At 61.2% G+C, this 21,071-nt stretch carries 19 protein-coding genes; 2 read left to right on the top strand and 17 right to left on the bottom strand.

Annotated elements, in window-relative coordinates:
• Positions 1-12 precede the first annotated feature (12 nt).
• The 15 genes from ASF70_RS19165 to ASF70_RS19095 all read right to left on the bottom strand — a co-directional run bounded on the left by ASF70_RS19165 (position 13) and on the right by ASF70_RS19095 (position 15,653).
• Positions 13-762 (bottom strand): ABC transporter ATP-binding protein, encoded by a 750-nt coding sequence (locus ASF70_RS19165; protein ID WP_062582015.1) that lies wholly within the window; start codon positions 760-762, stop codon positions 13-15.
• The gene (locus tag ASF70_RS19160) at positions 759-1,607 is read right to left on the bottom strand and encodes an ABC transporter ATP-binding protein (RefSeq protein WP_062583074.1); all 849 of its coding nucleotides are present in this window, start codon (positions 1,605-1,607) and stop codon (positions 759-761) included. The genes ASF70_RS19165 and ASF70_RS19160 overlap by 4 nt, the downstream gene beginning before the upstream one ends.
• A gap of 40 nt (positions 1,608-1,647) precedes the next feature.
• Complete coding sequence (locus ASF70_RS19155; protein WP_062582012.1) at positions 1,648-2,577, bottom strand: ABC transporter permease; 930 nt, start codon at positions 2,575-2,577, stop codon at positions 1,648-1,650.
• Positions 2,574-3,638, bottom strand: a complete 1,065-nt coding sequence (locus tag ASF70_RS19150; RefSeq protein ID WP_062461333.1) for an ABC transporter permease — start codon at positions 3,636-3,638, stop codon at positions 2,574-2,576. The genes ASF70_RS19155 and ASF70_RS19150 overlap by 4 nt, the downstream gene beginning before the upstream one ends.
• Before the next feature lie 19 nt (positions 3,639-3,657).
• Positions 3,658-5,316, bottom strand: a complete 1,659-nt coding sequence (locus ASF70_RS19145) for an ABC transporter substrate-binding protein (protein WP_062582010.1) — start codon at positions 5,314-5,316, stop codon at positions 3,658-3,660.
• A 67-nt stretch (positions 5,317-5,383) separates the two neighbouring features.
• The gene (locus tag ASF70_RS19140; RefSeq protein WP_062582008.1) at positions 5,384-6,433 is read right to left on the bottom strand and encodes a dipeptidase; all 1,050 of its coding nucleotides are present in this window, start codon (positions 6,431-6,433) and stop codon (positions 5,384-5,386) included.
• Between the two features lie 245 nt (positions 6,434-6,678).
• On the bottom strand, positions 6,679-7,356 hold the full coding sequence (locus ASF70_RS19135) for a phosphoribosyltransferase (protein ID WP_062582006.1): 678 nt from the start codon (positions 7,354-7,356) through the stop codon (positions 6,679-6,681).
• A 9-nt stretch (positions 7,357-7,365) separates the two neighbouring features.
• Entirely contained in the window at positions 7,366-9,165 is a 1,800-nt protein-coding gene (locus ASF70_RS19130) for an adenine deaminase (RefSeq protein ID WP_062582004.1), read from the bottom strand.
• Complete coding sequence (locus ASF70_RS19125) at positions 9,165-10,094, bottom strand: nucleoside hydrolase (protein ID WP_062582002.1); 930 nt, start codon at positions 10,092-10,094, stop codon at positions 9,165-9,167. Before ASF70_RS19125 ends, ASF70_RS19130 begins: the two co-directional genes overlap by 1 nt.
• A 12-nt stretch (positions 10,095-10,106) precedes the next feature.
• The gene (locus ASF70_RS19120; RefSeq protein ID WP_062582001.1) at positions 10,107-11,144 is read right to left on the bottom strand and encodes an ABC transporter ATP-binding protein; all 1,038 of its coding nucleotides are present in this window, start codon (positions 11,142-11,144) and stop codon (positions 10,107-10,109) included.
• Positions 11,137-11,919 carry an ABC transporter permease gene (locus ASF70_RS19115; protein WP_062581999.1) on the bottom strand — a complete coding sequence of 261 codons (783 nt, stop codon included), beginning with the start codon at positions 11,917-11,919 and terminating at the stop codon, positions 11,137-11,139. The genes ASF70_RS19120 and ASF70_RS19115 overlap by 8 nt, the downstream gene beginning before the upstream one ends.
• Complete coding sequence (locus tag ASF70_RS19110; RefSeq protein ID WP_062581997.1) at positions 11,916-12,761, bottom strand: ABC transporter permease; 846 nt, start codon at positions 12,759-12,761, stop codon at positions 11,916-11,918. Before ASF70_RS19110 ends, ASF70_RS19115 begins: the two co-directional genes overlap by 4 nt.
• A gap of 131 nt (positions 12,762-12,892) precedes the next feature.
• Complete coding sequence (locus ASF70_RS19105) at positions 12,893-13,915, bottom strand: ABC transporter substrate-binding protein (RefSeq protein ID WP_062581995.1); 1,023 nt, start codon at positions 13,913-13,915, stop codon at positions 12,893-12,895.
• Positions 13,912-14,991, bottom strand: coding sequence for a LacI family DNA-binding transcriptional regulator (locus tag ASF70_RS19100; protein WP_062461364.1), 1,080 nt, complete (start codon positions 14,989-14,991; stop codon positions 13,912-13,914). The genes ASF70_RS19105 and ASF70_RS19100 overlap by 4 nt, the downstream gene beginning before the upstream one ends.
• Positions 14,992-15,203: 212 nt before the next feature.
• Positions 15,204-15,653 carry an Rrf2 family transcriptional regulator gene (locus ASF70_RS19095; protein WP_062581994.1) on the bottom strand — a complete coding sequence of 150 codons (450 nt, stop codon included), beginning with the start codon at positions 15,651-15,653 and terminating at the stop codon, positions 15,204-15,206.
• Positions 15,654-15,782: 129 nt separating this feature from the next.
• Between ASF70_RS19095 and ASF70_RS19090 the strand changes: the two genes are divergently transcribed.
• The gene (locus tag ASF70_RS19090) at positions 15,783-16,706 is read left to right on the top strand and encodes an NAD(P)/FAD-dependent oxidoreductase (protein ID WP_062581992.1); all 924 of its coding nucleotides are present in this window, start codon (positions 15,783-15,785) and stop codon (positions 16,704-16,706) included.
• A 70-nt stretch (positions 16,707-16,776) separates the two neighbouring features.
• Here ASF70_RS19090 and ASF70_RS19085 read toward each other — a convergent pair whose 3' ends face one another.
• The gene (locus ASF70_RS19085) at positions 16,777-17,694 is read right to left on the bottom strand and encodes a LysR family transcriptional regulator (protein ID WP_062581991.1); all 918 of its coding nucleotides are present in this window, start codon (positions 17,692-17,694) and stop codon (positions 16,777-16,779) included.
• A 110-nt stretch (positions 17,695-17,804) separates the two neighbouring features.
• Between ASF70_RS19085 and ASF70_RS19080 the strand changes: the two genes are divergently transcribed.
• A complete protein-coding gene (locus ASF70_RS19080) occupies positions 17,805-18,980 on the top strand; it encodes an acyl-CoA dehydrogenase (protein ID WP_062461376.1) in 1,176 nt (391 codons plus the stop codon).
• Positions 18,981-19,224: 244 nt separating this feature from the next.
• Here the strand turns inward: ASF70_RS19080 and ASF70_RS19075 are convergent, their stop codons facing one another.
• Positions 19,225-20,958, bottom strand: a complete 1,734-nt coding sequence (locus ASF70_RS19075; protein WP_062581989.1) for an ATP-binding protein — start codon at positions 20,956-20,958, stop codon at positions 19,225-19,227.
• Between the last annotated feature and the right edge of the window lie 113 nt (positions 20,959-21,071).

Here is a 21,071-nt window from a genome sequence, read left to right as displayed (position 1 = left end):
CCGCCACAAGGATTAGCCGCGGCTGAAGCCTTCGCTCGCCACCAGCAGCTGTCGGGTGTAATCCGCCGAGAACTCGCGGTTTTCAAGCGCCTGCGCCGGCACGGTTTCCACCACCTTGCCGCTCTTCATCACCGCAAGACGGCCGCACATATGGCTGATCACACCGAGATCATGGCTGACCATCACGAACGTCAATCCGCGGTCGCGCTTTGCCTGCTCCAGCAAATTGAGGATTTCCGCCTGGATCGACGCATCGAGCGCCGAAGTCGGCTCGTCCAGCAGCAGGATCTTCGGTTCGAGGATGAGTGCCCGGGCAATCGCGATGCGCTGCCGCTGGCCGCCGGAAAGCTGGTGCGAATACCGGAAGCGGAAACCCGCTCCCAGCCCGACCTCATCCAGCGCGCGGGCAATCCGCACATCGACGTCGCTAAAACCGTGGATCGCCAGCGGCTCCAGCAGCAGCCGGTCCACCGTCTGGCGCGGATGCAGCGATCCGTAGGGATCCTGGAACACCATCTGGACAGTGCGGTAGAATTCCTTGGTCCTCGCCTGCCCCGAATAGGTCTGTCCCGCGACCGTCAGCGAGCCACTGTCGAACCCTGCCAGCCCGGAAACGGCGCGCAACAGCGTCGATTTCCCCGAGCCCGATTCACCGACGATCCCGAAACTTTCGCCCTCTTCCACATCCATGCTGACATGATCGAGTGCGGCAAAGTCGTCATAGGTGACGAGCATGTCTCGGATGGAGATGATGGCACTCATAGCGACCACTCCGGCTTGCGGTCGAGCACCGGCAGCGGATGCCGGTTTGAGCCTATCGTCGGCAGGCAATTGAGAAGCCCCAGCGTATAGGGATGGCTCGCCTTGGAAAGATCGGCAGACGCCAGTTCCTCCACCACCCGTCCGGCATACATCACCAGCACCCGGTCGCAGAAGGAGGAGACCAGACGCAGATCGTGAGACACGAAGATCAGCCCCATGCCGCGCTCGGACACCAGCTTGTCGAGAATGTCGAGAACGTCGAGTTGCACGGTCACGTCGAGCGCCGAGGTGGGTTCGTCCGCGATCAGAAGCTCCGGCCCGCAGATCAGCATCATCGCGATCATTACCCGCTGCCCCATGCCGCCGGAAACCTCGTGCGGATAGAGATCGTAGACGCGGCCCGGATCGCGGATCTGCACCGATTCCAGCATCGCAATCACGCGGTCCTTGGCCTGCGATCCCGAGACCTTTTCATGGGTCTTCAGCGTTTCAACGATCTGCCGACCGATGGTCATGACCGGATTAAGCGAATATTTCGGGTCCTGCAGGATCATCGCGATCTGCTTGCCGCGAATATGCCGCCGCTCGGATTTCGGCATCGACAGAAGATCGCGCCCTCTGAATTCCAGCTTGTTCGCGGTGATCTTCGCATGCCCCGCCGTCAGCCCCATGATGGCGCGCCCGGTCTGCGACTTGCCGGAACCGGATTCCCCGACGATGCCGAGACGTTCCTTGCCGAGCGTGAACGAGACGCCGCGCACAGCGGTTACCTCGCCGGTGCGGGTCGGAAACGTCACGCGCAGGTCGTCGACCGCAAGCAGCGGCGCTTCGGTGGTAGCAGTCATGTTGACGGAAGGATTGCCCATCATCATTGGCCTTTCTCCGTCATTGTCCGGCCTCCTTCGGATCCAGCGCATCGCGCAATCCGTCGCCGAGAAGGTTGAAGCCGAGGCTGACGATCAGGATGGCGATACCGGGCATGGCGGCCACCCACCACTGGTCGAGAATGAAACGGCGACCGGATGCAATCATCGCACCCCATTCCGGCAGCGGCGGCTGTGCACCGAGACCCAGAAAGCCGAGACCGGCGGCGGTCAGGATGATGCCTGCCATATCGAGCGTGACGCGCACGATCAGCGACGACATGCAGAGCGGCATGACGTGGCGAAGCACAATGCGAAACGGCGAGGCACCCATCAGCTTCACCGCCGAAATGAATTCCGAATTGCGGAACGTCATCGTTTCGGCGCGGGCGATACGCGCATAGGGCGGCCAGGACGTAACCGCGATGGCAAGCACCGCGTTCTCAATGCCGGGCCCGAGTGCTGCGACCAGCGCCAGAGCCAGCACGAGCTTCGGAAAGGCGAGAAAGATGTCGGTGATCCGCATCAGGACCGCATCCACCCAGCCGCCGGCGTAACCGGAGACGGTGCCGACGATCAGCCCGACCGGCGCGGCGATGACCGCAACCAGCACCACGACGAACAGCGTCAGTCGCGATCCGTAGAGCAGCCGCGAAAGGATATCGCGGCCCTGGTCGTCGGTGCCGAGCAGGAAGCCGGCCGAACCCGGCGGCAGCAGACGGGAATTGCGCAGGTCGCCCTGCACCGGGTTATGCGGCGCAAGAACGTTGGCGAAGATGGCGATGAAAATCAGGCCTAGAATGATGAACAGGCCAAGCAGTGCCAGCCGGTTTTCGGAAAACTGCCGCCAGACCACATAGGCGCGGCCGACGCGGGCCTGATGGCGGGAGGTCGGCCGGTCGGACAGAAGCCACGCCCGGCTATAGGGTTTCAACGGTTCAACGACACTCATCGGCGCGTCCTCGGGTCGAGCGTCCGATAGAGAAGATCGGAAAACAGGTTGATGGCGACGAACACCATGCCGATCACAAGTGTGCCCCCGAGCACCGCGTTCATGTCGGCATTTTGCAGCGAGTTGGTGATGTAGAGGCCAAGCCCCGGCCAGGAGAAGATGGTTTCGGTCAGAACCGAGCCTTCCAGCAGTCCCGCATAGGAGAGCGCGATGACGGTGATCAACGGCACGGCCGCGTTACGCAGCGCGTGGAACCAGATGATCCGCGTTTCCGAAAGGCCCTTGGCCCGCGCCGCGACCACATATTCCTGCGAAAGCTCAGTCAGCATGAACGAGCGCGTCATGCGGCTGATATAGGCGAGCGAGAAATAGCCGAGCAGGCATCCGGGAAGGATGATGTGACGGAACAGGTCCCAGACCACCTCCCACTCCCGCTGCCAGATGGCATCGACCAGAAAGAAGCCGGTCACGGACGTGAACGTGTATTCGTAGGCGATGTCGATGCGGCCGGGATAGGCGACCCAGCGGAGCTTCGCATAGAACACCACGAGCGACAGCAGTCCCAGCCAGAAGATTGGCACCGAATAGCCGATCAGGCCGATGATACGCACGATCTGGTCGGCGATCGAGCCCCGCTTGACGGCCGCCAGTACGCCGAGCGGCACGCCGATGACGGCGCCGATCAGCGTGCCGATCGTGGCAAGCTCGATCGTTGCCGGAAACACCCGGGCAATATCGGTCATGACAGGGTTCGTCGTCAGCACCGAGGTGCCGAAATCACCGGTCAGCGCCTGTTTTATGTAGATCCAGAACTGATGATAGAGCGGCAGGTTGAGGCCCAGTTCCTCGCGCACCCGCTCCACCACATGAGCCGGTGCGCGGTCACCGACGATCGCCAGTGCCGGATCGATCGGCACCACGCGGCCGATGAAGAAGGTGACGGCCAGAAGGCCGAGAAAAGTGGTCGCCGCGGTGATCAGAAACCGCAGCGTACCTTTGACAATGGAGGGAGCACGGCGCCGGTTGCGCCGTGTCACAGTCGTTACATCGGGAAGCGTCAAGGAAATCGTCCCCTATCGGCTATTCCTTCGAGACCGGAGCAACGAAGTTGGTGTCGAAGCTCGGGCCGAGCTTGTAACCCTTCACCTTGGACGAATAGCCGGCCACTTCCGTCTGCTGGAAGACGATCACGAACGGGCTGGTGGCCAGAACCTTTCTCTGCAGGTCCTCGTAGGTGGCCGCGCGCTTGGCGGCATCCTTTTCGAGAAGCGCGCCCTTGCTGGCGTCAGACAGTTCCTTCGGCACGTCCCAGGCATTGCGCCAGGCGAGCGTCTTCGTGGTGCCCGTATCGGCATTGTCAGGATTGACGGTAAACGTCTCGGCATTCGAGTTCGGGTCGAAATAGTCCGAACCCCACTGGCCGATATAGATGTCGTGGGTGCGGGCGCGGTACTTGGTCAGGGTCTGCTTGCCATCGCCCGGAATGATTTCCAGCTTGATATTGGCCTGCGCCAGCGTCTGCTGCACGCTTTCGGCAATGCCGGTCACCGGCTGCGTGTTGCGCACGTCCATGGTCACGGTAAAGCCGTCGGCAAGACCCGCCTTGGCCAGCAGTTCCTTCGCCTTCGCCACATCCAGCTTGTAGGGGTTGTCGGAGAGCGCGCCGAGCTGGCCCTTCGGCAGGAAGGTCTGGTGGATTTCGCCGATACCCTTGATCAGCGTCGCGCCGATCGCATCATAGTCGACCAGATACTTCATCGCCTCGACCACTTCCGGCTTGGCGAGGTTCTTGTTCTTCTGGTTGAGGCTGAAATAGTAGACGGTGCCCTTCGGCGCAGACGTGAGCGAGATGCCCTCCTTCTTCGACACGGCGTCCATGTCGTTCGGCTCGAGATTGCGGGCGACGTCGATATCGCCGTTCTCAAGCGCCAGGCGCTGACCCGAGCTTTCCTTCATGTGGCGGTAGATGACCCGTTTCAGCTTCGGCTTCTCGCCGTAATAATTGGGGTTGGCTTCCATCACGACCGCCTCGTTGGCGCGCCATGCGACCACCTTGAACGGGCCGGACCCCGCATAGCCGGTCTTCATCCATTCATTGCCGAAATCGGTGTCGAACTTGTATTCGGCAGTCGGGGTCACGGATTTCGCATGCTCCATCACCACCTTCTTGTCGACCACGGCGGTCACTGTTGCGGTCAGCACGTTCAGCACGAAGCTCGGCGCATAGGCCTTGTCGACCACGAAGGTAAACGTGTCGGCGCCGGATGCCTTCGCCTTTTCAGTGACGTTGTCAGCGCTCAACCCGAACTGGGTCAGAAGGAACGCCGGAGACTTGTCGAGCTTCACGGCGCGCTCGAACGAGAAGGCCACGTCTTCTGCGGTGATCGGGTTGCCGGACGCAAATTTCAGGTTGGGCTTCAGCTTGAACGTATAGGTCATGCCATCGTCGGACACCGTCCAGCTGTCGGCGAGATCGCCGATCACCTTCGACGTGTCGGACGGATCGAGCGTCACGAGCTTGCTGTAGCTGTTGGCGGTCACTTCAGCCGCCGAAAGCTCGAAGGCTTCGCCCGGATCGATGCTGATAATGTCGTCGATCGCAAAGCCTTCGACCAGCGTATCGGCCGGCGTCGCGGCCATCGCCTCTCCGGAAAGACCATAGGGTGCGGCAAACGAAAGCAGCGACAGCGCTGCGGTCGCCGACAGCATTCGAAGAGTGTGGGAGCGAAGATGAAGCATGTGATTTCCCCTGTTCCGTACGTTGCGGAAGCCTGTTTCTAACCCGTTCGAAGCCCGTCTTCCGAGCCTATTCCTGCCAGGCCTTGCCCAGAACCCTCAACCAGTTTTCACGGCAAAGCTTTGCGAGATCCTCGTCAGCGTATCCCTCAGTTTTGAGGGCCGCAACCAGATTTTGATTGCCTGCAGCATCGCTGATCTGCTGCGGTATCGTGGCGCCGTCGAAGTCCGATCCGAGCGCCACGCAGTCGATCCCCATCCGCTCGACCATGTAGTTGATGTGGCGCACCATGTCGGAAAGCGGGGTCGCCGCATCGTCGCGCCCGTCGGGCCGCAGCATGGTCACCGCATAGTTCAGCCCGGCCAGACCGCCGCTCTCCCTGATCGCGTCCATCTGCCTGTCCGTCAGGTTGCGGGCAACCGGCGTCAGCGCATGCGCGTTGGAATGGCTGGCGATCAGCGGCTGGTCGGTGGTCTTTGCCACATCCCAGAACCCCTTTTCGGTGATATGCGAAAGGTCGATCGCGATCCCGAGCCGGTTGCATTCCTTGACCAGCCGGAAGCCGGCATCGGTGAGCCCCGGCCCCGTATCGGTCGTCATAGGAAAGGCGAACGGCACGCCATGGCCAAAGATGTTGTGGCGGCTCCAGACGGGACCGAGCGACCGCAGGCCCGCCGCATGGAACACGTCGAGATTGACGAGATCCGCATCGATCGCCTCACAGCCCTCCATATGCATCACGGCGGCAAACACACCGTCCTCGACCGCCTTGCGGATTTCGCTGACGGACCGGCACAACCGCCAAGCCCCGGCCCGGTCGAGCCGCAGTGCGATGGACGCCATTTCCAGTGCGATATCGAGCGACGGCGCATAGTCGAGCGGCGCTGCCAGCGGCGTCGCATAATGTCCGTCCGCATCCGGATCCGACAGAACCAGATCGCCCGAGGGAATGTAGATGGCGCAGAGCCCACCTGCGAGACCGCCCTTTTTCGCGCGCGGCGCATCAATATGCCCCCCCGCCGTCCCCCCGGCAAACTCCGCCACCGGATCCCCACCAGCCTTCATGTTCCGCCAGAGCCGCAAAAGCACATCGTTATGGCCGTCGAACACCAATTGCATGATTTCATTCCCGATATCGTGATTGTCAGAAGCGGTGGGTGATCGCGATCCTATCCCGCCGGCCGTGTTTCGCAAGGTGGAAATGCGCTCTGATGCACCTGTCGAAATCATAGCCAATCAAGAGCTCCCCGCATTGCGGACGCGATGGCAATGGATTCCTGTGACAAGCTCCCTCATCACTTTGCTCGTCACAGGAACCCGGCCGCGCGAAGTCCTTCGCGTGAGAGAACACTTTTGGACTGACGTCACACCCCCCACAACCCCTCGCCCGCGTTAACCAGCAGCGGCGTCCCGAACACCCCCACCGCCCTCTCCCGCCACTCGGCGCCATACCCATCCAGCCTGTCATGCCAGCGCACCGATTGCAGCATCGCCGCGCCGATTGCGACCGGCTCGATGCCCTGCGACTTCAGCAGCGAGAGACCTGCGACAATCGAGGTACCGGAGGAGATAACGTCGTCCACCAGCACCACGCGCTTGCCCGTGATGAGAGGCAGCATGCGCGGATCGACATAGAGGCGTTTCACCTGGTCGGGTGTGGTGATCGACGACAGCGGCACAGACATCGTCTCGTTGTACCAAAATTTCCTGGAGGTCCCGAGAGGAACGTAGCGCGGCAATCCCAGCGCGCGGGCGACGGCTGAGGCGAGCGTCAGGCCAAGCGTCGGCAGGCCGACGATCACCTCGGGGCGGTAGGGTTCGAGTTTCTTTGCGAGATCCGCCGCCAGCGCATCCTGCACCTCGAAGCTCGCCTGGTTGATGATCAGCGAGGCGAGTGCGTGTTTGCCGTCGGAAAGCGGGCGGATCGGCAGGCGCAGCTGCCGCCCGTCATCGAGGCTGACGGGAAAGAACCCAGAAAACGGCGCCTCGCATGAAAACGTGCCCGCCGGATGCATCTCCTGCCAGAAGTCGTGCGGCTGCATGAACGCCCCTTATCCGAGAATTTCGAGAACGGGGCTTTCCAGCACCTTGCCTGTTGCGACATCTGCGATGCCCCTGTCGGTCTGGTGCGGACCGGGATTGCAGGCAAGTGTCGCCCCAAAGCAGGCCTTGAACACAAGATAGGGCGGCGTCCAGTCGACGATACCGTCCATCGCGGCGCGGATGGCCCGAAAGCCGTCTGCTACCTCTTCCATCGGCGCTTCCGAGACGAGGCCCGAAAGCGGCAGCGGCAGCAGCACCTCCACCTTGCCGTTGATCGCCACCGCCATGCCGCCACCGGCGGAAATCACCGCATTGGCGGCAACGGCCATATCGACTGGATCGGCGCCGAACACGGTCAGGTTATGGCTGTCATGCGCAAGAGTGGTGGCAAAGGCGCCGCGCCATGTGCCCCAGCCGGTGAGGAAACCGACCCGGGTGCGGCAGTCCGCCCGGCCGTGGCGGTGGGTCACGGCAATCAGCGTCGCACCCTCAGGCGGCACCACGAAACCATCGACGACATCGGCATCCGCTGTCCCCCAGCGGGTGAACCGTGGCCGGTCGATCGTGGCAAGGCGCACCTTCGTGCCCTCCGACCGAACCCGGAAATCGTCTGCCTGCAAAGGCTTGAGCTTGACCGAAGCCGTCAGCGGGGCCGGATCGGTCGGTTTGATCTCGACCGAAATCGCTCCGCGGCAGCCAACTTCCGTACCGCTGGCCAGCACATGCCGGGGGCGAAATTCCGTGAGATCCTCGAAGATGGCGATATCGGCACGACGCCCGGCGGCAATCAGGCCGAGATCGGCGCGTCCGATGCGCTGGGCCGCGTTCAGCGTTGCGGCCTGAAGCGCCCATTCCGGCTTCATGCCGTAGCGCACCAGCCTGCGCACCACATCGTCCAGCCCGCCGCCATCGACGAGATCGTCGGGAAACACGTCGTCGGTGCAGAGCGTCAGCGTCTGCGGCAGACGGCCGAGTTCGCCAAGCGCTGCGACGAACTCCGGCAGAAGATGGTCATGGCTGCCGCGCAGCTCCACCGTCAGTCCGGCGCGCAGCTTGGCGATCAGGTCCGCGCCGGAGACAAGCTCGTGGTCGGAGGTGATGCCCGACGCCATGAAGGCATTGAGATCCGCATCGGCAAGCCCGCGGGCATGGCCGCAGACCAGCTTTTCCGCAGCCAGCGCCACTTGGACGATCTCGCTCATGCGCGGGTCGCGATCAATTACGCCGCGCATGTTCATCACTTCGGCAAGACCGGCGATCTTCGGCCAGTAAAGCATTTCCTCGATCGCGCCGGCATCGAAACTGGCGCCCGCCATTTCGAGGCCCGGTGCAGACGGTACGCAGGACGGCGCAAGAACCAGGCACCGCAGCGGCAGGCACTTCACCGCCTCGACCGCCCAGCGCACGCCATCGACACCGTTGACGTTGCCGAATTCGTGCGGATCCCACACGACGGTGGTGACGCCGCGCGGCAGCACGGTTTGCGCGTAGGTGGCCGGCGTCACCATCGAGCTTTCGATATGCATATGCGTATCGATCAGCCCCGGCGACACAAAGGCACCGCCGGCATCGATCACCCGGTCGGCATCGCTGCGGCTAGCAGGCGCGTGGACGCTGGCGATCAGCGGCCCGACAATGCCGATATCGGCCGCGCGGAGTTCGCCCGTCACCATGTCGACGAGGGTGCCGCCGGTGATCAGGATATCGAAAGGCGCATCGCCGCGGGCAGCGATCACGGCCCGGTCGCGCAAGCCCGCATCGGTAAACCCGTAGATGTCAGTCACGATGGTCTTCATCTCGCCGCTCATCACCACGTTGCCTCCGCCTTGAGGGTTTCAAGGATCGTATCGCGCGCCTTTTCGACGTCTATCTCGGCCGCATAGGATCCGTTGAAACCGCTAACCTTGGCCGCCCGGGTCTCCACCACGGTCCGCCCACGCGTCACGGTACCGGCGGTTTCCATGTCGATGCGCGCCTCGCGCCAGGTGACGTGATCCGGATAGGCGAAGGCGAAAGCGGCAACCGCATCGTAAAGCGCCATCGCCGGCCGGCCGCGGCTGGTGGCGATCTCGACGAAGCCGGCCAGAAGATCGGCCACCAGCGTCGCATTGCGTCCGCCGGCAGCGCGGATCGGCGCCACGTCATCCGGAAAGCACAGAACCTTGCGGCAGATATCGAGATCGACCATCCTGAGCGGGATCTGATGCGCAAGCACGATGGCCACTGCTTCCGGATCGGCATAGGCGTTGAATTCGGCAGATGCGGTGTGATTGCCGGCCGTCAGGCTTCCGCCCATCCAGGTGAGATCGGTGATCTTGGCGGCAAGATCCGGCCGTGCCAGCGCAACGGCTGCGATATTGGTGAGCGGCCCAAGGGCCAGGATCCGGCGCGCGTCGCCGTCGCTCGTTTCCAGCCACCGGCACAGCGCCTCGAAAGCATCGTCGTGAAATGTGTCGGGCATGTCCGGCAGGTGCAGACCGGCGCTCGGCATGCCTTCATCGCCCAGCACGTCCTGCGCCGTCTCAAGCCTGCCCATCACCGGAAAGGCCCGGCCTGCGTGAACCGGGAACGGCCACACGAACGCCGCACAGGCACCGGCCGCATTGCCGCGCACCCGCTCGATCGGCGCATTGCCGAACACAAGCGAAACCCCGTCCACGCCGAGACCGGCATGCGCCGCGACCATGATCGCGGCGATGTCGTCGAACCCCATATCGGTATCGATCCAGATGCCCATGGCTATATCTCCTCAGGCAATGCGCGAAAGTTGCGCGGCCTTGTGTACCGGCAGGTCGAAGGACAGGTCCGAGCCGGACACATGCACCGGTTCGGAAGCATCCACCTCAGCCTTGATCGGACCGAGCGCGCTGTCCAGCAAATATTCGCGGGAATGGCCGGCAAACGATGTGCCGCGCACAGTTCCGCGGAACGGGCCGGTTCCAAGCGTCACCATGCGCGGACGCCAGGCGAGACCCGCAGCCTGAGGCGCCTCGGTTCCGGGTGCGGTCGAAAGCGGCACGCTGCCATTGGCGGTCTTCAGGGCGCCGTCTTCAAGCGCAAAGATGTTCTCGAAGCCGACGAAATCCGCCACGAACGAGGAGGTCGGCCGGTTGTAGATATCTTCAGGCGTGCCGATCTGCTCGATCGCGCCGTTCTTCATGACGACGATACGGTCGGCAAGCGACAGGGCTTCCGCCTGGTCGTGGGTAACGAAGATCATCGTCACGCCGGTCTCGCGCTGCACGCGCTGCAGTTCGGTGCGCATTTCCAGCCGCAGCCGGGCATCGAGGTTGGACAGCGGCTCGTCGAGCAGCAGAACCTTCGGCTCCATCACCATCGAGCGGGCAAGCGCCACGCGCTGCTGCTGGCCGCCGGAAAGCTCGGCCGGCTTGCGGTCGGCAAATTTTGCCAGACCGACGGAGGTGATGCCGGACTGCACCTTGGCATCCAGTTCGGCGCCTTTCATGCCCTTCAGCCGCAACCCGAAGGCAACGTTTTCGTAGACGGAGAGATGCGGGAACAGTGCATAGGACTGGAACACCAGCCCCACGGCACGCTTGTTCGGCGCCGTGCGCGTCATGTCCTCGCCGTCGAGGATGACCTTGCCGGATTTCACAGGCAACAGCCCGGCGATTGCCCGCATGGTCGTCGTCTTGCCGCAGCCGGAGGGGCCGAGCAGCGCGATGAGTTCGCCGCGCCGGACCGACAGGTCGAGATCGGCAACGGCCACGCTGTCGCCATAGGCAAGCGTCAGCTTTTCAAGCGAGAGATAGGATTGATCAGACATAGCGGGAAAATCCGAGAAAGCGTTCAGCAGCAAAAACGATGCCGATGGACAGGAAGGCGAGCAGCGACGAGAGCGCCGCAACCGACGGATCGAAGACGATTTCCATATAGGCCATCATGTCGATCGGCAGCGTGCGCACGCCGGGACCGGACAGGAACAGCGATACGGGCACCTGGTTGAACGAGGTGACGAAGCCGAGGATGAAAGCCGAAAGAATGCCGCCCTTGATGTTGGGCATGACCACCCGGAAGAAGGCACCGAGCCGGGAGGAACCAAGCAGCACTGCCGCCTCCTCGATATCCGAGCGCAGGTTGTCGAGGCTCGCCGAAACGACGCGCACCGCATAGGGCAGGATCAGCGCGGTATGGGCGAGAAACAGCGCCAGCGTGATGCCGACGCCGAACGGCACGACCACATAACGCAGCAGCGAAAGGCCGACGATGATGCCGGGCACGATGATCGGTGCGGAAACGACGGTGCGGATGATTTCTGCTCCCGGCAGACGGTAGCGCGACAGCGCGTAGGATGCGGGAATGCCGAGCACCAGCGCTGCCGCCGTGCCGCCGATCGCCAGAAACATCGACATCGCGAACGAAGCACGGAAGCTTTCCACCGTGAAGACCTTGAGGATCCACTGCAGCGAAAAGCCCTGCGGCGGAAAGGCCAGCGTCTCGCCAGCCGAAAACGACGCCGCGACGATGATCAGAAATGGCCCGATCAGAAAGGTCGCCAGCAGAAACAGCGTGGCGGGGACGAACAGGCTGCGAGCGGTCATCGGGCGGCCTTTCTCTGCGTGTTGCGCGCCGTTGCCACCCGCTTCAGAAGAAGGTTGGCGGCAAAGCTCATGACGATCAGGATGCAGGCGATGACGCTTGCGGCGACGAAATTGTTGCTGACGGCAACCTGCTGGTACATCAGCGTTTCCAGCATCAGCACCTTGGAGCCGCCAAGGATGGCCGGCGTGATATAGGCGGTGAGGCAACCGGTGAAGACCAGCGTACCGCCGATGACCAACCCCTCCTTGGTGAGCGGCAGGATGACCTTCCAGAACACCTGGAACCAGTTGGCGCCGAGCACCCGTGCTGCTGGAACCGCATCCTTCGGCATATTCTCGAGCGCCGAGATCAGCGAGATGATCATCAGGGGCAGGAACAGCTGCAACAGGCCGATAAAGATCGCCGTTTCGGAAAACAGGATGCGCAGCGGCGCCTCGCTCAGCCCCAGCGCCTGGAAGGCCTGGTTGACGATGCCGGTCCGGCCGAGAATGACGATCCAGGCATAGGTGCGTGCCACCGGCGAGATCATCAGCGGCAAAACGACCAGCCCGGTCATGCGCCCCTTGGCGGTGGGCGACAGGCTGACGATGGAAAATGCCGCCGCATAGCCGATCACCGCCGAAACCACCGTCACCAGCGCGCCGAGCTTCAGCGTGCGCAGAAACACCGCCTGATTGAGCGGCGAGGAAAAGAACTCGCCATAGGCGGCAAGCGTCCAGCCGCCATCAAGGCTCCTGAACCCGTCGGACAGCAGGATCAGCACGGGCACCAGAAACACCGCCGCCGCGAAAATCGCGGCAGGCAATGCCAGTGCAAACGCTTCGGCCCTGTTTTGAAACATGCGTGGTCTCCGGTGGTATCGTCGGACTGTGTCTCGTCATCATTCCCGCGCGCTTCGCAGGTCGCGCCCTTTCAGCCCGGAACCCGGGCCGAAAGGTTTGCGGCGCCGCAAGGCGCGCGGTTTGCTGAAGCTTACTGCCCCACCTTGTCGTTCCAGGTCTTGATCCAGCCGGCGCGGTTATCGAGAGCGATGGCCGAGGGGATGAACTTGAGGCTTTCGGCGGTTGCCTTGCCGAAGGTGAGATTGCCGGCGATCTCGTCCGACACCTTCACTTCGCTATTGGCAGGGCTATCCACCAGCTTTTCGGCAAGCTTGGTCTGGATCTCGGTCGACAGCCAGAAATCCATGAACTGCAGCGCCAGGTCGCGGTTCTTGGAACCCTTGGTGACGACCATGACATTCATGCCGCCCGCCTGGCCTTCCTTAGGCGTGGCCCATGCCATCGGCAGGCCCAGCTTGGTAAACGGCGCCCAGGCGAAACGGCCGGCGGGCGCTGCCCAGATCTCTTCCTGCTTCATCAGCTGCACCAGCTGCGAGGACTTCTCGTAGAAAGTGACGATCTCGTCCTTGTTTTCGCCGATCGTCGCGATCGGGGCTGCAAGGTCAGGCGTATCCTTCCCCAGCGCCTGGCCGAGCATATAGAGCGTTGGTGCCGCGCCATTGGTGGTGATGTTCGGGAACGCGATATGGCCGACATATTCCGGCTTGAACAGATCCGCCCAGCTTTCGATCTTCATCTTGTCAGACCGGTAGACGATCGAGTTGGCGTAGAACGTGTAGCCGACGCTCTTGCCGTCCTGGTTCGGATCCTTGGCGATGTCGTACAGCGCGTTGAAGCTCTTGAGCTTGGCTGTGTCGATCGTGTCGGTCAGATCCTTGCGGGACGCGGACAGCGCATCGGCCATCGAGACGACGGCCATGTCGATGACCGGATTGGCCTTGTTGGCCTCCATCTTGGCCACCCGCTCGACGCTGTTGCCGGTCTCGACCACCAGCTTGCAGCCGCAGATCGCCTGGAAGGGATCATAGACGATCTGCTTGTACTCGTCCTGCGCCAGCGCATAGACGGAAATGGTCAGCGTCTTTTCCTGTGCCTGGGCAAGGCCCGTCGTGGCAAGCAAAAGCGTGGCGGATAAGGTAATCAGGGTCTTCATGGGTCATTCCCTTCCAAGGCTGGGGATGCGGGTGAAAATTGGGGGCTGGAAACGGATGCGGTGGTCTGGCGGGCAACGAGTGTCATCGGCACGCGATCGGTCTTTGCAACGGCTGTGACGCCGACCGTTATGGTCGCGGCATCAGGCTCGGCCGCATCATCGCCGATCACGCCGACCAGCGCGCCGACGGCAATCTCGGCAATCGCCGCCATATCCTGGCGCACGGTGGTAAGGCCCGGCGAAACCACCGACGACCAGACGAGATCGTCGAAGCCGGTGACGCTTGCCTGCTGCGGAATGCGGATGCCGGATTGCTGCAATTCGGTCAGCGCACGCAGCGCATGCAGATCGCTCGTGGCGGCAAAGGCGGTAAAGCCGAGCTCGACCTTCTGCTTCAAACCGAGCGAACAACCGGCTCCCGCCAGTGCCTCAAGCTTTTCGATCCAGATCGTCTCGAAGCGGGCACCCTTCGGCAGGCGCGATTTCATGCCGCCGATGCGATCGTTCTGAACGTTCGAGAGCGGATTGGCGCCGATCAGCACGAAATTCCGGTGCCCGAGCCCGACCAGATGATCGGCGACCACCTGGCCACCCTGCCAATGATCGGAAGAAACCGTGTTGCCTGGAGTCGACGGGCTGTCGATGACGGCGACCGGGCAACCGAGGTCGGCAATGCGGGTACCGAGCCGCGGCACGATGACGATCCCGTCGACCTGGCGCTCGACCAGCCGCTGGATCGCAAGCGTCTGCATCGAACTGTCGCCACGGCTGTCGGCGATCAAAACGCCGTAACCGGCATCGGCTGCAGCATTCTCGATCGCCTGGGCAATCTGCGGGAAAAGCGGATTGGCAATATCGGGAAGCACCAGCCCGATGACGCGGCTGCGCCCCGTGCGAAGCGCCCGCGCCGTCACGCTCGGCACATACCCAAGCTCCTCGGCCTTCGCCCGTATCTTCGCCCCAAGCTCCGGCGAAACCCGCCCCTTGCCCGACAACGCATTCGACACGGTGGCCGCCGACACGCCAAGGGCGCTCGCTATCGCAGTCATGTTCGAACCGGGGCGGATGGGAGCCATCGAGGCGCTCTGATTAATCGTTTAATCAGAAAAGCAGAAAACGGATGAGGAGTCGAGTCCTGCCGGATGGTTGCAAACTCACGCCCTGGGCGGCCAGAGCGAAAATCCGGCACCACAGCATGGGCTTGGGGCACACCCAGCGTGAAGCAGAGGGCTTGGTCTACTAAGGGGTCAATCCGCGGCCGAAGACATGGCTGGGGTGTCGCCTGCGGTCATGGCGTGCATCGTTGACCGCCGTCCTGTTCGCTCGAGCCTTGAAACCCGTTGGCGATATCGGCAAGCGTTACCCCGGCAAACCTCTTGCGCAGCAGCTCCTCTGCTTCGTTGAAGACGTCCGTCAAAGTCCCGTTGACCGCCTGTTCGATCGGACATCCCGGCATGTCGTAAGCGGGTCCAACCGCAAAGATCGACGGTTCTCCGACCGCCCGGTAGATATCGAGAAGCGTCAGTTCCTCGAGAGGACGCGCCAGCGTCCAGCCGCCACCATGCCCTTTTACGGAGCTGACATACCCTTCGTCGCGCAATCCCGCCATGGTGCGCCGGATGACGACAGGGTTGGCGTCGAGCATCTGTGCGATCATCTCGGATGTCATCGCCCCGTCATGTCGCCCCATATGGATCAACACATGCAGCATGCGCGATAGCCGACTATCCTGCCTCATGTTCTACTCCCTCGCGTTCTTTCCCCACCGACACTAGCACAATCGTCATTCACGATACAATCGAAGTGCCATGAGGCTTGACCCGTCTTTTCATGACACTTATGTTGTTGCGAGATAGAGGAGAAAGTCATGAGCGACACGATCTACGACGTCATCATCATCGGAGGCAGCTACGCCGGGCTGTCGGCAGCGCTTCAACTCGGCCGCGCGCGTCGAAAGGTTCTGATGATCGACGAAGGCCTCAGGCGCAATCGGTTCGCATCCCACTCGCATGGCTTCCTCACCCAGGACCATGTCGATCCCGCTGAAATTGCAGCCGAGGCCCGGTCACAGGTCATGGAGTACCCAACGGTGGATTGGGTCTCGGGTCGTGCAGAGACTGTTCAGCGCAACGGTGAGAAAGGCTCGGGAGCGGCTCATGTCACCGTTTTGGTGAAAGACACCCGTTACCGTTCGCGCCGGCTGATCCTGGCGCTGGGCGTACGCGACATTCTTCCTGACATCGAGGGGTTGAAGGAGCGTTGGGGCAAAAGCGTGTTCCATTGCCCCTACTGCCACGGCTACGAACTCAACCAGGGCAAGATCGGCGTCATCGCCGGCTCGGCGCTCTCGATGCACCATGCGCTGATGCTTCCCGATTGGGGACCGACAACCCTGCTTCTCAACCAGGCATTCGAGCCGGATAGAGATCAGCTTCAATCCCTCGCAGCGCGCGGCGTCGTCATCGAGCGCTCCCCCGTGAAGGCCCTCACCGATCACGCCGATGTGCAGCTTGCCGATGGAAGGACCCTGTCTTTCTCCGGCCTGTTCGCGCTTGCTCCCTTCGAGGTCTCCACCTCGATCGCGCAGCAGCTCGGCCTCGACATGGAGCAAGGCCCCCTTGGCGCTACCATCAAGACTGATGCGATGAAGGAAACCAGCCTGCCCGGCGTCTTCGCCTGCGGCGACGCCGCGCGGCCGATGGCCTCTGTTGCACTCGCGGTCGGCGATGGAAGCCTGGCGGGCGTGGCTGCTCACCGGTCGTTGCTGTTAGCGACCATCAACGATGAATAGGTTCAAGGAGCGACGGATGGCTTATGGTGAAGGGGCGGGACGCACCGTTCCGTCACCCCTCGCCGCCCACTCACCATCCCACCACCTCCTGCCCATACCGCGCCACCTCCTCCATCAGCCACTCGCGAAACGCCACCACCGGCCTGAAATCGCGTTTGCTGATGGGTGCCACCGCGTAATAGGCGCTGGGGCTTGTGACTTCATGCGGGAAGGCTTCGACGAGCTGGCCGCTCGCCAGTTCGGAATCGATCAGGAACAGCGGCATCAGCGCCACGCCCAGCCCCGCAATCGCCGCCTGCGCAACGCTTGAGAACTGTTCAAAACGCATTGCCTGGGAGGGTGCCGTGTCGATGCCAAGGCTTGCGAACCAGTGGCTCCAGGCGCCGGGGCGCGATGCCATGTGCAGAAGCGGCAGCCGCAGCAGGTCCTCGCCCGCGCGGATCGGGTGGCTGGCCAGAAACTCCGGCGAGCAGACCGGCGCCACCATTTCGCTCATCAGATAGGTGCATTCGGCCCCCGGCCAGTCGGGCGTGCCCACATGGATCGCCATGTCGATGCCTTCGCGGTCAAAATCGAACACGCCGATGCGGGTCGCGAAATTCAGCGTCACCTGCGGATGCCGGGCCACGAATTGCGGAATGCGCGGCATCAGCCAGCGGGTGCCGAATGTCGGCAAGATCGCAAGGTTCAGCTGGTCGCCATGCCGTTTGCTCATGGCGGCAAGCGAGGCCGAGCGGATCTGAGAGAGCGCCACGCTGATCGATTTGGCATAGTCCGCCCCGGTCTCGGTCAGCACCACGCCGCGGCTGGTGCGCTCGAACAGCGGCATGCCCAGCTGCTCCTCAAGCCCGGAAACCTGCCGGCTGATGGCGCCTTGCGTCAAAGACAGCTCTTCGGCGGCCGCCGAAAAGCTGCCGAGCCTGGCAACGGAATCGAAGGCGGCAAGCGCCGAGGTGGACGGCAGAAGCTTTCGCGACAGGGTGAGCATGCCCTATGACTATAGATCATGACGGTTTGAGTAAACGGGTCTTGCCCTCGAGCGCCCCACGGCGATAATCGCCATCAACAGAATTGCTGAAATCCGGAGGCCTCAGAAGCATGGCGTTTAACTGGAACGATCCCTTTCTCATCGAAGACCAACTGAGCGACGAAGAGCGGATGATCCGCGATGCGGCCGCAAGCTTTGCCAAGGCCGAACTCGCGCCCCGCATCAACGATGCCTATCTCGACGAGACCACCGACAAGGACCTGTTCAAGCTGATGGGCCAGACCGGCCTTCTCGGCGTGACGCTGCCCGAGGAATATGGCGCCGCCAACGCTTCTTATGTCGCCTACGGCCTCGTCGCCCGCGAGATCGAACGCATCGACTCTGGCTATCGCTCGATGATGAGCGTCCAGTCGTCGCTGGTGATCTATCCGATCTTCACCTACGGCTCCGATGAGCAGAAACAGAAGTATCTGCCCGGCCTCGTCTCCGGTGACCTGATCGGCTGTTTCGGCCTGACCGAACCGGACGCCGGCTCCGACCCCGGCGGCATGAAGACCCGCGCCGAAAAGATCGAAGGCGGTTATCGCCTGCGCGGCGCAAAAACCTGGATCTCCAACGCCCCGATCGCCGACGTCTTCGTCGTCTGGGCGAAATCGGAAGCCCATAACAACGAGATCCGCGGCTTTGTGCTCGAAAAGGGCATGAAGGGACTTTCGGCCCCGAAGATCGGCGGCAAGCTTTCGCTGCGCGCCTCGATCACAGGCGAAATCGTCATGGACGGCGTGGAAGTGACCGAAGATGCCATCCTGCCCAACGTGTCTGGCCTGAAAGGCCCGTTCGGCTGCCTCAACCGCGCCCGCTACGGCATTTCCTGGGGCGTGATGGGCGCTGCCGAAGACTGCTGGTTCCGCGCCCGCCAGTATGGCCTGGATCGCAAGCAGTTCGGCAAGCCGCTCGCCGGCACCCAGCTCTACCAGAAGAAGCTAGCCGACATGCAGACCGAAATCACGCTCGGCCTGCAGGCATCGCTTCGCGTCGGCCAGCTGATGGACCAGCACAAGATGGCCCCGGAAATGATCTCCATCGTCAAGCGCAACAATTGCGGCAAGGCACTCGACATCGCCCGTCAAGCCCGCGACATGCACGGCGGCAACGGCATCCAGATCGAATACCACGTCATGCGCCACGCCCAGAACCTCGAAACGGTCAACACGTATGAAGGCACGCATGACGTCCACGCGCTGATCCTCGGCCGTGCGCAGACGGGGATACAGGCGTTTTTCTGAGACGGGATTTGGTGTGAAACAAGCCCGGCGCGCTGTTGAGTGCCGGGCTTGTTGTTGCGCGAGATGCGGATGGGGGTGGTTGGTTTGGGGCGGAAGCGGTCATGGCTGCGACCTAGAGGAACGACAGAGTTGGGGCCGACAGCTGCCAATCAGCTTTGAGTTTAAATGCCGCAGGAGCGGAGAACAGCCAAGCTAATCTCGTCAGTATGCTGTAGCGACGCTGCCTGGAGCATCCTTGGCCGGTTTACCAGTTGATCGCTTGCTTCATCATGCTTTGAAGCCCTAAATTTCTGAGTTTAAGAGCGATGCTGGAAGACTGATCGATTGCGCCCTTTCGATGCAGGGCATCGTTGTACACCACCCCTAGCAGAAGGCATGCTTCCGGGACGAGGATACCAATAGACTCGGCAAACTCTAGTTTGTTTGCAGTGCCATTACACTCGAGCAGATAATTCTCTCGATCTGGCTGAGTTTGGATTTTAGAGTAAGCGCACTGCTCGATCTTAACTCGGACATAGGCACATACTGCAAAAGGATCGTAGCCTCCCCCGCCAGCAACACACTTGTCCCATTCTTCTTTCAAAAACTCGTAGAATCCATGACTTTTACCGTGTTTCTTCGGCAGTCCGTATGTGGCGTTGAATATCTCTGAGATGTCATGGTCGGCGGGGTGGTAATGAAGGAAGTGTCGTGAAAGGTCTGCTGCCCAACATATATCGTCTCGGTGCGCAATTACCTTCCGCATAGTTTCACTAATTTTCTGCGTTGCGTCCCCAAGGTATACGGTCTGCTGGCGCTTAAGCGCGTAGCCTTTAAAATACAGTGGGTCTAAGTGGGTTAGGAGGCAAATGTAAATCTGTCTCCCGTCTTCCCGATACGCATCGATTAACTTGCTCATAAAATATTGAGCAACAACTATGTTTGCATCATCGAGATAATCGAAGACTTCATCGATCAAAAGGATGCAGGGTTTCGTGCTAGTTGTCTCCCGCGTTCGTAGCAAATTGCAACCGAAGTACAGAAGATCGCGCTGCCCATTTGAGAGCGATGAGGCGTCGGGGAAATTGACTAAGACGCGACCTTTGGTTTCTTTTATTTCAGCAGTTACCCACGCTCCATTGATGTCTCCGATGAAATCTTTCAAAGATTTCAGGCGTCGGGAATAAACGGCGTATTGCAACCATTTCTTCAGGTTCGGCCTGTCGGATCGGCCCAAGTCCATCAGTATGAAGCATATGATGGTGCTATCAAGCCAAGTGATCCCTTGCCCATGCCTCATCACCACATCGAAGACGGCCTTGAGATGCGGAAGTTCGTCAATTTTCCGAGCGTATTCGGCTTCGACCTTGTCGCTAATTGATGCCTTTGTTCCGGTTAAACCCTTTACCGTCTCGATCATTTCATCGAACAAGTCAGACGTTTTTTTTTGCGCAAGCTTGTCGATAGAGGCGAGCACGCCAAACAGTTCACTTCTGAGAAGCTCGTCGTCGCACCGGGTAGATAGGTTAGGGACAACTTTAGAATTGTCCCCGAATAACGGCTTGTAACTATCTATGTTGAAATTTATTTTCTGTTTATCAAATGTTGGTCCGAGGTCTAGTGCGGGAATTTCTAAGTACGGCTTCGCAACTGTGAAGCCATGAATTTTTGGCAATTTTGCTTTTGGTTCAATGTTTGACTTAATTACATGAATATCGAATGCGCCTGATATTTCATTGATGTTTGAATTTGCATGCAGCGTATTGCCATCGTGATCAATGGAAAGACGTGATACCGCCGAATCCTTCTTTTTGTGCTTGTCTTTTTCGTCAACATTGAGCTTGCTCCCTCTAGCGCAGTTGAAAGCCGTAGATATGCTGCTCTTGCCAAAGCCGTTCGGGGCAACAAGGATGTTAGTGCAATTTGGGCGAAGATTAACCGCCAAACTCACCTTTTCAAAACCACGAATATTTTCGATGTGAATTTTCGAGATCGTCATATCTCACCCTACGAATCGTCTGCCATTGCAATTATTCTAGTTTAAGGCGAACTTCCGCGCTTCAGCAAGCGAAAGGAGTATTGCCAGCTTTCCTAGAGCAGGCCGTCGCAAGC

Source organism: Rhizobium sp. Leaf321, assembly GCF_001423215.1.
GTDB classification, from domain to species: Bacteria; Pseudomonadota; Alphaproteobacteria; order Rhizobiales; family Rhizobiaceae; genus Neorhizobium; species Neorhizobium soli.
Note: the sequence above shows the minus strand (reverse complement) of the source record. Positions and strands in the feature narration are given on the sequence as shown.